General features: G+C 64.5%; 13 protein-coding genes. 9 read left to right on the forward strand and 4 right to left on the reverse strand.

Features of this window, described 5'->3' with window-relative positions; all coding sequences use genetic code 11:
* Positions 1-4: 4 nt before the first annotated feature.
* The 6 genes from ACP4XC_RS14350 to ACP4XC_RS14375 are packed head-to-tail and all read left to right on the forward strand — an operon-like array spanning position 5 to position 6,392.
* Positions 5-1,441: a GH32 C-terminal domain-containing protein gene (locus tag ACP4XC_RS14350; RefSeq protein ID WP_427170767.1), complete on the forward strand. Its 1,437-nt coding sequence runs from the start codon at positions 5-7 to the stop codon at positions 1,439-1,441.
* 46 nt (positions 1,442-1,487) lie between these two features.
* Positions 1,488-2,822 (forward strand): ABC transporter substrate-binding protein, encoded by a 1,335-nt coding sequence (locus ACP4XC_RS14355; RefSeq protein ID WP_427170769.1) that lies wholly within the window; start codon positions 1,488-1,490, stop codon positions 2,820-2,822.
* Positions 2,823-2,869: 47 nt separating this feature from the next.
* A complete protein-coding gene (locus ACP4XC_RS14360) occupies positions 2,870-3,751 on the forward strand; it encodes a carbohydrate ABC transporter permease (protein ID WP_427170771.1) in 882 nt (293 codons plus the stop codon).
* Positions 3,748-4,659 carry a carbohydrate ABC transporter permease gene (locus ACP4XC_RS14365; RefSeq protein ID WP_427170774.1) on the forward strand — a complete coding sequence of 304 codons (912 nt, stop codon included), beginning with the start codon at positions 3,748-3,750 and terminating at the stop codon, positions 4,657-4,659. Before ACP4XC_RS14360 ends, ACP4XC_RS14365 begins: the two co-directional genes overlap by 4 nt.
* A 38-nt stretch (positions 4,660-4,697) precedes the next feature.
* The gene (locus ACP4XC_RS14370) at positions 4,698-5,777 is read left to right on the forward strand and encodes a LacI family DNA-binding transcriptional regulator (RefSeq protein ID WP_427170776.1); all 1,080 of its coding nucleotides are present in this window, start codon (positions 4,698-4,700) and stop codon (positions 5,775-5,777) included.
* Positions 5,778-5,801: 24 nt separating this feature from the next.
* Positions 5,802-6,392, forward strand: coding sequence for an acyl-CoA dehydrogenase family protein (locus tag ACP4XC_RS14375; protein WP_427170778.1), 591 nt, complete (start codon positions 5,802-5,804; stop codon positions 6,390-6,392).
* Positions 6,393-6,500: 108 nt separating this feature from the next.
* Here ACP4XC_RS14375 and ACP4XC_RS14380 read toward each other — a convergent pair whose 3' ends face one another.
* Positions 6,501-7,358, reverse strand: a complete 858-nt coding sequence (locus ACP4XC_RS14380; protein ID WP_427170780.1) for a PDDEXK nuclease domain-containing protein — start codon at positions 7,356-7,358, stop codon at positions 6,501-6,503.
* On the opposite strand from ACP4XC_RS14380, the gene ACP4XC_RS14385 reads away from it, so the two are divergent.
* On the forward strand, positions 7,292-7,690 hold the full coding sequence (locus ACP4XC_RS14385) for an ANTAR domain-containing protein (protein WP_427170782.1): 399 nt from the start codon (positions 7,292-7,294) through the stop codon (positions 7,688-7,690). The genes ACP4XC_RS14380 and ACP4XC_RS14385 overlap by 67 nt on opposite strands.
* A gap of 174 nt (positions 7,691-7,864) precedes the next feature.
* Complete coding sequence (locus ACP4XC_RS14390; protein WP_427170784.1) at positions 7,865-8,245, forward strand: STAS/SEC14 domain-containing protein; 381 nt, start codon at positions 7,865-7,867, stop codon at positions 8,243-8,245.
* A 109-nt stretch (positions 8,246-8,354) separates the two neighbouring features.
* Here ACP4XC_RS14390 and ACP4XC_RS14395 read toward each other — a convergent pair whose 3' ends face one another.
* Positions 8,355-10,838 (reverse strand): ATP-dependent Clp protease ATP-binding subunit, encoded by a 2,484-nt coding sequence (locus tag ACP4XC_RS14395; RefSeq protein ID WP_427170786.1) that lies wholly within the window; start codon positions 10,836-10,838, stop codon positions 8,355-8,357.
* Positions 10,839-11,125: 287 nt separating this feature from the next.
* Positions 11,126-11,308, reverse strand: a complete 183-nt coding sequence (locus ACP4XC_RS14400; protein WP_427170788.1) for a hypothetical protein — start codon at positions 11,306-11,308, stop codon at positions 11,126-11,128.
* Positions 11,309-11,539: 231 nt separating this feature from the next.
* Here ACP4XC_RS14400 and ACP4XC_RS14405 point away from each other — a divergent pair, with 231 nt between their 5' ends.
* Positions 11,540-12,301 (forward strand): GAF and ANTAR domain-containing protein, encoded by a 762-nt coding sequence (locus ACP4XC_RS14405; RefSeq protein ID WP_427170790.1) that lies wholly within the window; start codon positions 11,540-11,542, stop codon positions 12,299-12,301.
* A 139-nt stretch (positions 12,302-12,440) separates the two neighbouring features.
* On the opposite strand, the gene ACP4XC_RS14410 is transcribed toward ACP4XC_RS14405, so the two are convergent.
* On the reverse strand, positions 12,441-13,904 hold the full coding sequence (locus ACP4XC_RS14410; protein ID WP_427170793.1) for an MGDG synthase family glycosyltransferase: 1,464 nt from the start codon (positions 13,902-13,904) through the stop codon (positions 12,441-12,443).
* Between the last annotated feature and the right edge of the window lie 112 nt (positions 13,905-14,016).

A 14,016-nucleotide genomic window follows, 5' to 3' on the forward strand; every position in this document is an offset into this window, starting at 1 on the left:
GCCGATGACTCGCCCAGTATTCTTCCAGCCCCCTGACGGGTGGGTCGGAGACCTGATCCCCTTCGAGAAGGACGGGGAGTTCTGGCTCTTCTACCTCCACGAGGTCCGCACCGACCCGAAGCCGGGAACCTCGTGGAACCTGGTCACCACTAAAGACCTCACGCAGTTTGAGGACCAGGGCGTTGCCCTCCAGCACGGAAGTGAAACCGACCTGGACTTCAACGCCTACACGGGTAGCGTCGTTGTCGATGAAACCGGTATCCATCGCCTGTTCTACACGGGCCAAAACCCGCGAAACCTCGGACCGGACGGTGCGCCCCTGCAGCTCGTGATGCAGGCCACGAGCACCGATGGCATGCGGACCTGGGTGAAGCACCCGGAACTGACCTTCGGCGCCCCGGCCGGCTACGAGTCCGGGGACTGGCGGGACCCTTTCATCTTCCGGGACGAGGCCGCAGGCCAGTGGCGGATGCTGCTGGCGGCACGGCGCTCCGACGGACCGGAACGCCGTCGCGGCGTCATAGCCCAGTGCGTGTCCAGTGACCTGATGACCTGGCAGCACACCGAGCCGTTCTGGGATCCGCGCCGCTATATCACCCATGAATGCCCGGACGTCTTTGCCTGGGGTGACTGGTGGTACATGGTCTACTCCGAATTCTCGGAGTCCTTCACGACCCGATACCGGATGGCCAAGAGCCCCGACGGGCCGTGGACGGTCCCCGAGCGGGACAGCATCGACGGCCGCGCCTTCTACGCCTCGAAGACGGCCGAGCGGGACGGCCGCCGGTTCTTCTTCGGCTGGATCGCCAGCAAGGAGGGCAACCGGGACGACGGTGCCTGGCAGTGGGCCGGCACCATGTCCGCCCTCGAAGCACATCAGGACCCCGATGGCACCCTGGCGTTCTCCTTCGCCGACGAACTGGTCGAGAGCTTCTGGGACGAGATCCCCGTAACGTTTGACCACGGCCTTCCTGCCGCCCTGTACGCTCCGGACGGGTATGCGGCCATCATCTCCCGTGAGGTCCTGCCTCCGCAGTTCTATGCCAGGGCAGTTCTGCAGATCGACCCTGACACCACAGAGTGCGGACTGCTGCTGCGCTCAAGCGACGACGGGGACCAGTCCTACGTCATCAGACTCGAACCGAAACGCGGCCGTCTTGTGTTCGACCGGTGGCCGCGGGAAGTCACCGGCGACGCGCAATGGCACGTCTCCGGGGACGTTCCTTTCGAGATCGAACTGGAACGCCCCTGCGACCTGTCACCTGGGGAGCACACTCTTGAACTCGTCGTGGACGGGGACCTCTGCGTCGCCGTCGTGGACCGGCAGGTGGCCCTCAGCACCCGCATCTATGACCGGCCCGACGGAAGGATCGGAGTTTTCGCCGGCGAAGGATCCGTCACCGCCACCGAACTTGAGATACGTAAGCGCACGGACGACTAAATACCCACCCACCGCATCCTCCGCCCCAATCAAAGGAGATTGATCCATGAAGAATCTATTTCGCACCGCGGCCGTAGCAGCCATAACCGCCCTGTCCCTGGCCGCCTGCGGCGGCGGAGGGGCCGCCAGCCCCTCCAATGTAAGCCCGACCGGCGAGATCAAACCGCGGGAAATTTCGTGGCTGCTCTCCCGCCCGGCCGACGGGGCTGTGATCAACATCATGAAGAAGATCGCGGACGACTATGCCAAGGACCACCCGGGCTTCTCGCTGAACCTGATCACCACCCCCGACCGGCCCTCCTACGTTCAGAAGCTCGAGACACTCGCTGCCGCGAACAAGCTTCCCGAGCTGTTCGACACCGATGCCACGCCGTTCGCCCAGCAGTTGGCGAAGCAGGGCAAGATGGTAGATGCGGAGAAGCTGCTCAAGGACTTAGGCGTCTACGACAATTACCGCCCCAACGCCCTGAACTACCAGCGCTTCGATGACGGGTCGCTGTATATGATCCCGTTCCAGTTCGAACTGGAGTTCATCTGGTACAACAAGGCCCTCCTCCAGCAGGCCGGCGTCTCGGTGCCGAAATCGCTGGACGACATTCCTGCGATGTGCACCGCCCTGCGCAGCGACGGGATCACCCCGATCGCCATCGACGGGCAGGACCAATGGCCGCTGGAACGGTACGTGGCCTACCAGGCGTTCAGGGCCGCGGGCCCCGACTTCCTCCAGAAGCTGAAGAAGGGCGACGCGAAGTTCTCCGATCCTGCCGGAAAGAAGGCCGTTGACTGGATGGCCGCGCTCGGCAAAGCCAAGTGCTTCCAAGACGGCTTCTCCTCGCAGGGCTACTCCGACGCCCAAAACCAGTTCACTTCCGGCAAGGCCGCCATGTACAACATCGGCACGTGGGAACTGCCAAGCCTGGCGACGGACAAGCTGGACCCAACAGTCCGGGACAACATCGATTTCATGACCCTGCCGACAACAGAGGGATCCGTCACCACTGCCAACGAATACGTTTCCCCGTCCGGAATCGGCATGGCCGTGAACGCCAAGACCTACGATCCGCTCGTCAGCGACTTTCTCAAGTTCGCCCTGACGAAGTACCCTGCGGAGTATGCTGCCACCGGCGCGCTGTCGCCGACGACCGATGTGAAGACTGCCACTCCGGCGAATGCGACTCCGCTGTACACGAAAGCCCTAGGGACGGCCAGCGACCTCGGGGATCAGCAGGCCATGCCGTGGGATACCCAGCTGGACCCGACGACTGACTCCCGGCTCAAGCAGGAGCTCGTGCTCCTCGTCCAGGGCGACATCACGTCCGAGCAGTTCACCAGCACGATGGACAGCACCATCGCGCAGAATGCACCGAAGTTCTTCAAATAACACGTAGCGGTGGGGGCTTCCGCCCCCCCACCCGAAAGGCCCCCGCCATGCTCCCCAACAGGTCGCGACTCTCAGTCCTGGTATTCCTGCTCCCGCCCCTCCTGCTCTACGGCGCCGCCGTACTGTTCCCGATCCTCCAGTCCCTGTTCCTCAGCTTCTTCTCCTGGAACGGCATCAGCGACATGGAGTTCGTGGGCCTCGCCAACTACGTCCGGATGTTCACCGGCGACGAAGTCTTCTGGCGCTCCTTCTTCAATGCACTTGGCTACCTGTTCATCTGCCTGGTCCTGCAGCTCGGCGGCGCGCTCCTCGTCGCCAGCCTCCTCACCTCGCTGCGCCGCGGCCGCGAACTCATTAAAACCCTCTACCTGCTGCCGGCGGTAATCTCGACCGTGGCCATTGCCTTCCTCTTCGTGCGGATCTACTCGATCGACCCGGTGGGTCTGCTAAACCAGGTTCTGCATTGGATCGGCCTCGGTGCCCCTGAACACGCATGGCTCTCCGATGTGAACACCGTCCTCGCCGCGGTATCGGTACCGGAAGGCTGGCGCTTCACCGGCCTGTACATGCTCATCATTTACGCGGCGCTACTCTCCGTTCCACAGGAACTCGAGGAAGCCGCCCGTCTCGACGGCGCGTCGCGGTGGCAACTGTTCACCAAGATCCGCTTCCCCCACATCCGGCCCGTCTGGATCACCACCACGATCATGGCGACAACCTACGGCCTGCGCGGATTCGACATCCCCTACCTAATGACGAACGGCGGCCCCGGACAGTCCTCGGAATTGCTGACCACCTATATGTACAAGACAGCTTTCACGAGCACCGACTTCGGCTACGCCAGCACCATCTCGGTGTTCATCGTCGTCGAGTGTCTGATCGCCGTCGGGCTCATCCTCTTCATGCTCAAACGAAAGGCGGACGCATGACCGCGCAAGCAGCTCCGATTACCAGACCCGTCATCACTTCGCCGGGCAGTCCGCCTCCGCCGCGCAGGCGGCGCAAGCGCAAACCAAGTCTGCACGGCGCTCTGTCAAAGGTGCTGATCGCGCTGATCGTCATCGTGCAGGTCTACCCGCTCGCCTGGCTTTTCATCACCAGTCTCCGCACCGAGCAGGACTTCGTCACGGGCGACCCGTTTGCACTGCCCAAAGCGATCACGTTCGATAACTACGCCCGCGCGTTCGAGACCGGCAATCTCGGAATGAACATCCTCAACAGTTTCATTGTCACGATGGGCGCCAACCTGTTAATTGTGCTGCTGGGAATGATGGCCGCCTACGCCCTCCAGGTCCTCGGCTTCCGGTTCAGCAAGGTCGTCCGCGGCCTGTTTTTGGTCGGCATCATCGTGCCCGTGCAGATCGCGCTTGTCCCGCTGTTCATCGACTACTCAACAGTGAACCTGCTCGACACATACCCGTCGATGATCGTTCCCCTGGCAGGTTTCGCACTTCCAATGTCGATCTACCTTTTCTCCTCATTCTTTGACTACATCCCCCGGGAAACGTACGAGGCGGCCTCGCTGGACGGCGCAGGCCCGTACCGCACCTTCGGGCTCATCACCCTGCCCCTGTCGGTTAACACCGTCGTAACCGTCGTGCTGGTCAACAGCATCTTCATCTGGAACGATTTCATCTTCGCCAACACCTTTGTCCTCTCTGAGGGGCTCAAGACGATCCCGCTGGGGCTGCAGAACTATATCGGGGCCATGGGGAAGACCGACTGGACGGCCACGTTCGCCGCCGTCTGCATCACCATCACCCCGCTGCTGCTGGTCTTCCTCGTGCTCAACAAGGCGATGATCCAAGGCCTGGAAAGCGGTGCGACCAAGGGATGACAGCAACAACAGGCAGATATACTCCTGAAGGAGGGCACATGATTTCAATGGAGAATAATTCGGACACGCCAGCGGGTGCTGCTGCACCCCAGAAGCAGCCCACGCGCGCCCACCCCGTCACCCTCCGACAAGTCGCGGAGGCCGCGGGCGTCTCCACAGCCACCGTCTCTCTGGTCGTGAACAAGAAAAAATCCGCCCGAATATCCGACGAGACCCGCAAACGGGTGCTGGATGCCATCCGGGATCTGGGCTACCGGCCAAATGCCATGGCGCAAACCCTTGTCAGCGGCAGTTCCCGATTCATCGGCCTCGTCGCCGACGCCATCGCCACGACCCCGTTCGCAGGCCAGATCATCCACGGCGCGCAGGATGAGGCCTGGAAGCACGGCTACGCCCTTCTGATCGCCAATACCGAAGGCAACCGCGAGCTTGAGACCGACGCGATTGCCATGATGCTCGAATACAAAGTCCGCGGAATCCTTTACTCGACCTGGTTCCACCGAGCCACGGACATACCGGCCTCCCTTCGGGAGTCGGACTTCGTCCTCGTCAACTGCTTCTCGACGGAACGAGGCGCCCGGGCTGTCGTCCCCGATGAAATACAAGGCGGCCGCTCAGCCACGGAAATCCTGCTGAAACACGGCCACCGCCGGATCGCCTTTATCAACGCCACCATCCCCGCCCCGGCGAAGGATGGACGCCTCCAGGGCTACAAGGAAGCGCTGGAAGCAGAAGGCATCCCCTTCGACGCGGGCCTGGTCCTGGAAGCCTACCCAGACCAGGAAGGCGGATACGGAGCGACCGAGGAACTCCTCAAACGCGACATTACAGCCGTGTACTGCTACAACGACCGAATGGCGATGGGACTCTACGACGGGCTACGCGACCACGGCCTCTCCATCCCGGACGACATCGCCGTGGTGGGATTCGACAACCAGGAAGTCATCGCCGCCCACCTCCGGCCCCCGCTTTCCACCGTATCTCTCCCCCACTACGAACTGGGCGCAGCCGGCGTGAGGATGCTGCTCGGCCTTGATGAATCCCAGAGCAGTGAACCCGCAAAAATCCACTGCCCCGCCGTGGAACGAAACTCGGTACGGGCGCTGGCCCCCGCCTAGCCAACCCGGGCAAGCCCGCAGCCCATGCGCCAGGTCCGGGCCGAGCAGCCTGAGTCGCTTGAGGTGGTCAAGGTCCGCGCCATGCACAAACCAGGTCTTCTACCGCGGCATGCGCGCCCGGCATCGGCCGTGATCGGCGAGGTGGGCAACGGCTTCCGCTACGTCATCGACGGCTGGAACGCCGAGCGCATCCTACTGGCCTCCGAAGCGATCGGCGACGGCTACTGGTTCACTAAGCGGGGCGTGGAGTACGCCAACAGCCGTGAGGTCTACGGCCGCAAGATCGGCACCAACCAGGGCGTGCAGTTCCCCATCACCGATGCGTACATGAAGATCCGGGCAGCAGACATGATGCGTTACGAGGGCGCCCGGCTCTTCGACGCTGGCGAACCCTGCGGCGCCGAAGCCAACATGGCCAAGCACTTGGCCTCCGAGGCCAGCTGGGCCGCCGCCAATGCCTGCCTCGATACCCATGGCGGTTACGGCTTTGTGGACGAGTACGACGTCGAACGCAAGTTCCGCGAAACCCGCATGTTCCAGGTCGCCCCCATCAACAACAACCTCATCAAGAGCTTCGTGGCCACCAAGGTCCTGGGCCTGCCCCGCTCCTACTAGTCCGTCCTGTTCGCCATGGGTGAGGCTATCTACCTCGCCGCCAAGGTGCGGCCGGGCAAGCCCAAGGGCACGGCCGGGATGACCAGGCAGGACTGGAAGCGGAAGCCGTCAATTGGACCAGTTTCGGCCGGGTGGGTGGAAACGCGCGCCCGGGCGCTGCCCCAAAAGTCCATGCGGGCTTTGCGCCGTCGTGGCCGTTAGCCCTCCGAGCGTTCGGTCCAGTCCGGCGCCGGCCTCAGCATTGGGTAGATCATTGCGGACTTCGTCGGGCAGGGCGTCGTGGGAGTAGGCGGCGACGGCCATGGGTGAGGTGGAGCGTCCCAGGCTGTACCGGACGCTGCGGTCGTTCTTGGTGCCGCAGATGAGGATGCCGATGGTTTCGTTATGGTGACCGCGCCGGAGCACGTCGTCGACGAGCGCGATGTAGAAGTTGAGCTTGCCGGCGTACTCCGGCTGGAACTTGCCCGTCTTAAGTTCGATAACCACATACCGGGATTGCTCTATGTGGAAGAAAAGAAGATCCACATAGAAGTCATCGCCGTCGACCTCGAAGTGGACCTGACGGCCGACGAAGGCGAATCCGGGGCCGGGTTCCCGGAGGGTTTCGGTGATTCTGCTGGTCAGGGCGTTCTCGAGGTCGCGTTCGGCGACGTCCCCGGAGAGGCCGAGGAATTCGAAGTTGTAGGGATCTTTGGCGACCTGCTGTGCGAGTTCTGAATCCTGCGCAGCAAGCTGCTGCGCAAAGTTCGATTGCGCCGCCCCGGTTCGCTCCAGCGCCTTGTTCATGATCATATTCAGCAGCACATTCCTGGACCATCCGTGCTCAACCGCTGCGGCGGCGTAGGCCTGGGTGGAGGCTGTACCGAGTCTTTTGTCGAGGAGGACCATGATGTGGCCCCATGGCAATTGCGCAGCAGGCTGCTGCGCAATTGGCCCATCTGCCCACGTTCCGGCGAATGTCGTCATGTATTGAAGCCAGACACCCTGATGCGTTCTCCCATGAAGACATCAACACCGCGGAACTGTTCGCCGCGCAGGCAGCACAGGCCCTCCGGCTGGCACTGCGCATCGCCCAGCTCAAGGACACCAGCGAGGACCTGAACGCCGCCTTGGCCCACAGAAAGACCATCGATATGGCGCTCGGCGCGGTGATGGCACAGAACCGGTGCAGCCGCGACGCAGCATTCATTATCCTCAAACGCGCCGCCAATGCCAGGGAAATGAAACTCCGGGACGTCGCGGCATCGGTCATCGCTTCGGTCTGCGCGGACGGCCTGAGCACGCGCTTCGACGCGTGAGCCCGTCAATCCGGCGCATCACCCGCGTGCCCGGGCGCCCTGGAGCCCAGGAGCCCAGGGGTCGGTGGTCGGTCCGGACGCCCGGTCGCCGTAGTGCGTTCAGCCCCCATCCCGCCGCTTGGCGGTTATGGTTGGAAGTGCACGGTCTGAGCGCTTCCAGCAGAGGGGGACCAGATGAGCGTTGCTTCATTCGGCGACGGCAAGGGCACCATTGAACTGCGCGGGGATAATGTCGTACACCTGCGCTGGTGTCCGGGGCTGAGCATCGACGAAGCCGATGCCCGGGCGGCAACGGCCGCAGTGAGCGAAACATGCTGCGGGGGACGGTATCCGCTGCTCGTGGAGATGGGAGGCACGTCCTCACTGAGCCGCGGCGCCCGCACCGTCTTTGCCCTGCCCGGCCCCGCGGCCCGCATCGCGCTCCTCGGAGCATCACCAGTAGACCGGGTGATCGTCAATTATTTTATCGGCCGTCAGATGCCGCCGTGTCCCACCAGGTTTTTCACCTCTGCCGACGAGGCACTGACCTGGCTCAAGGCCCCCGCCAGTCAATAGAAACGGCCACGCTACAAAAGGCTCGGGGGCGACTGCACGGATGCCTGCGCAGCCGAAGGCGCCGGGGCCCGGGAACCCTTTCCCGGGGAGCGGCCGGCGCCGGGCTCGTTCAGGACCCGAACACCAGGATCTCGGGGATGCGGGGCTTGGCGTTGCCGGTGAAGGTGAACTTGGCGGTCTCGCCTTCGCCGTCCACGTCCACCACCACAATCTCCCCGGGGTGCAGTTCTCCGTAGAGGATCTTCTCGGAGAGCTGGTCCTCGATCTCGCGCTGGATGGTGCGGCGCAACGGCCGGGCACCCATGGCCGGATCGTAGCCGCGGGTTGCCAGGAGGACCTTGGCAGCCGGCGTGAGCTCGATTCCCATGTCCTTGTCCGCCAGACGCTTCTCCAGGCGGGTGAGGAAGAGGTCCACGATCTCGATGATCTCGTCCGGGGTCAGCTGGGCGAAGACCACAACGTCATCAACACGGTTCAGGAACTCGGGGCGGAAGTGCTGCTTGAGCTCCTCCGTCACGCGGGCCCGCATCCGGTTGTAGCCGGTCTGGACGTCTGTGCCGGACTGGAAGCCGGTGGCAACGCTCTTGGAGATATCCCGGGTGCCGAGGTTCGTGGTCATGATGATCACGGTGTTCTTGAAGTCCACCACACGGCCCTGGGAGTCGGTCAGGCGGCCGTCCTCAAGGATCTGCAGGAGCGAGTTGAAGAGGTCCGCGTGGGCCTTCTCCACTTCGTCGAACAGGACCACGGAGAACGGACGACGGCGGACCTTCTCGGTCAGCTGCCCGCCCTCCTCGTACCCGACATAGCCCGGAGGGGCACCGAAGAGCCGGGAGACGGTGTGCTTCTCCGAGTACTCGGACATGTCCAGTGTGATGAGGGCATCCTCTTCGCCGAACAGGAACTCCGCAAGGGCCTTCGCGAGCTCGGTCTTGCCCACGCCGGTGGGGCCGGCGAAGATGAACGAGCCACCCGGACGCCTGGGATCCTTCAGCCCCGCACGGGTCCGGCGGATAGCACGCGAAATCAACCGAACCGCTTCGTCCTGGCCCACCACGCGCTTGTGCAGTTCCTCCTCCATCTTCAGCAGGCGCGAGGACTCCTCCCCGGTCAGCTTGAAGACCGGAATGCCGGTGGAGTTTGCCAGCACCTCGGCAATGAGATCCTCATCCACCACAGATCCCCCGCCCAGGCGACCGGCCTTCCACAAACGCTCCCGCTCCTTACGCTCTGTAACCAGGCCCTGCTCCTGCCGACGAAGGAACACCGCTCTCTGATAGTCCTCGGCTTCAATGGCGGCATCCTCGGCCCTCCTCACGCCGGCAATCTTTTCAACGAGCGCCTTGAGTTCGGGCGGTGGGCTCATCCGGCGGATGCGCAGGCGCGCACCTGCTTCATCGATCAGGTCGATCGCCTTATCCGGCAGGAAGCGGTCCGAGATGTAACGCTCGGAGAGTGCCGCGGCCGAGGCCAGGGCGCCGTCGGTGATGGTGACGCGGTGGTGCGCCTCGTAGCGGTCACGCAGGCCCTTGAGGATCTCGATCGTATGGGCGACCGAGGGCTCCTTGACCTGGATCGGCTGGAAACGGCGCTCCAGCGCGGCGTCCTTCTCGATGTGCTTGCGGTACTCATCGACCGTGGTGGCACCAATGGTCTGGAGCTCACCGCGGGCCAGCATGGGCTTCAGGATCGAGGCCGCGTCGATGGCGCCTTCGGCGGCGCCGGCACCCACCAGGGTGTGGATCTCGTCGATGAACAAGATGATGTCCCCGCGGGTGCGGATCTCCTTGAGGACCTTCTTCAGGCGCTCCTCGAAGTCACCGCGGTAGCGGGAACCGGCCACCAGGGACCCCAGGTCCAGGGTGTACAGCTGCTTGTCCTTGATGGTCTCCGGGACCTCCCCACGCACAATCGCCTGGGCAAGGCCCTCCACCACAGCGGTCTTGCCCACGCCGGGCTCACCGATCAGCACGGGGTTGTTCTTGGTGCGCCGGGAAAGGACCTGCATCACCCGTGCCATCTCCGATTCACGTCCGATCACCGGGTCCAGCCTGTTCTCGGCCGCGGCCTGAGTCAGATTCCGGCCGAACGGATCCAGCACCGCCGAGCCGGCAGGAACCCACGCATGCGGCAGATGGGTGCTCTCCGGGCGCTCGGGGCGCTCCGGGATCATCCGTAAGACCTGGCGGCGTACCGCGGCCAGGTCAATACCAAGGGTCAGAAGCACCTGCGCCCCGACGCCCTGGCCCTCGCTGAGCAGGCCAAGAAGGATGTGTTCACCGCCGACATGCTCGTCCTTCAGGGCCAGTGCCTCCCGGACCGCGAGTTCCAGGACCTTCTTGGACCGCGGGGTGAAGGGGACATGGCCCGTGGGCGGCCGCGAGCCGCGGCCGATGGAATCTTCGACCCGCCACCGCAGACCGTCCAGTGTCAGGCCCATCGATACCAGGGCGCGGGCTGCGATCCCTTGCCCTTCGGCGATGAGTCCGAGGAGAAAATGTTCCGTGCCAATGTAGTTATGGTTCATCATGCTCGACTCGTCCCGGGCCAGGACAACAACGTGCCGGGCCCCGTCGGTGAACCGTTCAAACATTCCGCCACACTCCCCGCCGACACATTCACCCCTGATCCGACAGCCGGCCGCCCCTGGACCAGCCTCCGCACGAATCCCTTGCTTCCCCCGGCCCCGGACCGACCCGCCGTTGGAGCATTGGACGAAACGGCGCCGTGATCAGGCCCTGGCGTTCACGCCAGGGCCGCCCCGCCGGCCAGGCACATGACCAGCGCCAAGGAATTCCCCCGCCACAACGGGCTCCGAACCATCACCCACCCTTCATAGGCCCCTGGGAAGCGCCCAACCGTTCAGGGACGCCGAAGGCCCTAAAGCGGGGGCCACATCTTACGGTCATATCCGCACAGGCGCCCATAGCTGATGGCCGTGCCCGCGGCCGCGGCCGCCGGATCCACCGAGGGGAGGTCGCGGCCCTCCCGTTCCGGCGTCTCCACTGCGCCGGCGCCGGAGCCTCCGTCCGGGTCTGCGTCTGGGTCTGGGTCTCTGTGCATGCTTATCCCCCGGTCTTCCGGCTGAGGGCACACCGGCCCGAAAAGTGCCACAATGTGCCGCACCTCACACTAACCGTGGGGACAGGAACCCCGACAGGGACTTAGGACCGTATCCCCCAACAGCGGCACACAGACCAGAGAACGCCCCGGTACAAACTCCGGCACCCGACGGCTCCAATGCCGGATGCCGCACGTAGGATCAGCGGTAACGAAAGAACCGGGGGTGAGTCGATGAACATCGACGCGTCAAAAATGGATGGTCCCTCAGGGACGCAGGAAAAGAACGGGAGCGTCAGCGGCGAACTCGCCACCCGGCTCGGGGAGCTGGCCAGGGAGTTGCAGCACGAACATGACCTTGACGCTGTCCTTTCCGGGATAGTCCAGGCCGCTGTCCAGCTGATCCCCGGGGTGGCCGATGCGTCCACTAGCCTGGTCACCGGGCGGAAGAAAGTCAGTCCACAGGTCGCGTCGGGAGACCTTTCCCGCAGGGTTGATGCCCTGCAGAGTTCCTCCGGGCAGGGGCCGTGCCTGGATGCGGCCTACCATGACCGGATTGTGCGGGTGCCGGACCTGAGCACCGAGTCCCGTTGGCCGGCGTTTTGCCGGGGCGCGGTTGAGCTGGGGGCGCGCAGCATGCTCTCGATCCAGTTGTTCGTCGAGGGGGACCGGCTGGGTGCGTTGAATCTGTACGGGCGCCGGCCGGACGCCTTCGACCTTGAGTCCGAGCAGATCGGGCTGCTCGTCGCCGCTCACGCAGCCGTGGCTTTCGCTGACTCCCAGAAAATCAGCCAGCTCAACGAGGCCCTGATCACCCGCCAGATCATCGGTCAGGCGGAAGGCATCCTCATGGAGCGCTATAAAATCACCGCCCAGCAGGCCTTTCTGGTCCTCACCAAGGCCAGCTCCAGCTCCAACATTAAACTGCGTGAGGTGGCAGAAGATCTGACCAGCAGCGGAGAAATTCCTACCGCAAAACGTCCGCGCCGGAGCTAACGACGGTGGCTCCAACGGAAATCGCAGGACCTGCCCGATGATGGCCGGGCAGGTGGGCCAACAGCGTGGCTTCGGCGTTGCCCGCGCTCGGTGTTCTCGGCTCCCGGGGTCTGTTCTGTGATCTGTCGCGTCCCGCCGGTCACCCTGGAAGGATGTGAAAGGGTGCCGAGAGCCCCTCGACGCGGACGGGCAGCGCGCCGTCCCCCCTCAGAATGGCGCGGAGCAACCGCTGCGCCTCCCACCTGAGCGACACGGGCGCTTGGCCGCGCCGCAGCACCAGACCCCCGTTCGGAGTCGCGTACCTTTTCTGCAGATCCTCCATCTCCTCGGCTCGCAGCAGCGCAACCGTGCTACCCGCAGCCGAGTCGATCAAGCGGACCAGCGAGGAGGGTCCCGTCAGATCGGTCGCGACGACGTGCCGCTCGCTCGCGGCGAGGATTGTCTTCTGCGCCCCGCGGGTCACGACCAGCGGACGGGAAGGCCCGTCCAGCAGTCCGGACAGCACGTCCGCCGCGGCGTCAGGGCGGCCGGTTCTCCGGGCTGCCGTCTGCATCCGCTGCAGGCGGCCCGGCTCGCGCAGCACCTCGTCGATCTTCCAGCCGATCGTCGCGGCGGTGTTGCAGCGGACCGCCGCCCCCTGCTCGATCAGGTAGTCGCCGTTGCGAACCTCCTGCCCCGGGATGGGATTCACCAGCACCATGGGCAACCCGGCAGCCATGCACTCCGACGCCGACAACCCGCCCGGCTTGCCCACAAACAGGTCGGCGCGGCGCAGCAGCTGCGGCAACTCCGCCGTGAAGCCAAGCACGCGGTAGCGGTCGCCAGCGGGCGCCACCAGCTGCTCGATACGCTGCCGCAGCGCATCGTTGCGTCCGCACAGGACAATGGCCGTGAACGACGAGCGCATGTGCAGAGTCTGCCGCACGACCGAGACCGCATAGTCGCCGCCGGTCGCGCCCGCCGAGATCAGCAGCATCGGGGGCTCGTTTGCATCGCGCACGGGCGCGACTTTCAGCTGTGTGGCGATCGGGATGCCCGTGGCCGCGACGCGGTCCGGGGGCAGGCCGAGCGCCATCAGCTCCACCCTCCCTTCCTCCCTGGCCAGGAAGAACGCGTGGAACGCGCCCGTAAGCCACAGGCCCTGGAAGTCATAGTCGGTCGTGACGACAGCGGTCCTCGCGTCAATCACGCCGCGAAGAAGCAGTGACGCCATCAGCTGGGCTGGCAGGAAGTGCGTGCACACGATCGCTGTCGGTCGGAATCGCTTAATCGCACCGATGACCGGAAGGGCGTTCACACGTGTCCACGGGTCTATAGGGCCTCGGCGCCGGAACGGAGGGTCGCTGATGTCGTAGACCCACTCGACCAGCCATGGCAAGTCCTCGACCAGGACGAAGTAACCCTTGCCCAGCAGTGCGCGGTAGAGCACGCTGCTCACCTGTAGCACGTCCAGCACCTGCACCCCGGCGACGTCGGAGCGCGCGGCGCACGCCTGCTGCACCGCCGCCGCGGCGCTGTTGTGCCCCGATCCCACCCCCGCGGACAGGATAAGTACGCGCTCCCCCTCAGCGGTGTCGGGGCCTCTTACCGGCGTCCTGCGCATGAAGAGAGTCTAGGGGCCGCATCACCCTGAAGACGAGGGCCCAGCCTGCTTGCCGCGCCAGCGCCCTCACGCAGCTCACAGACCTCACGGTCAGCTAGCGCCCGAAATCATT

The sequence above is a fragment of the Arthrobacter sp. 92 genome, from assembly GCF_050260325.1.
GTDB lineage: Bacteria > Actinomycetota > Actinomycetes > Actinomycetales > Micrococcaceae > Arthrobacter.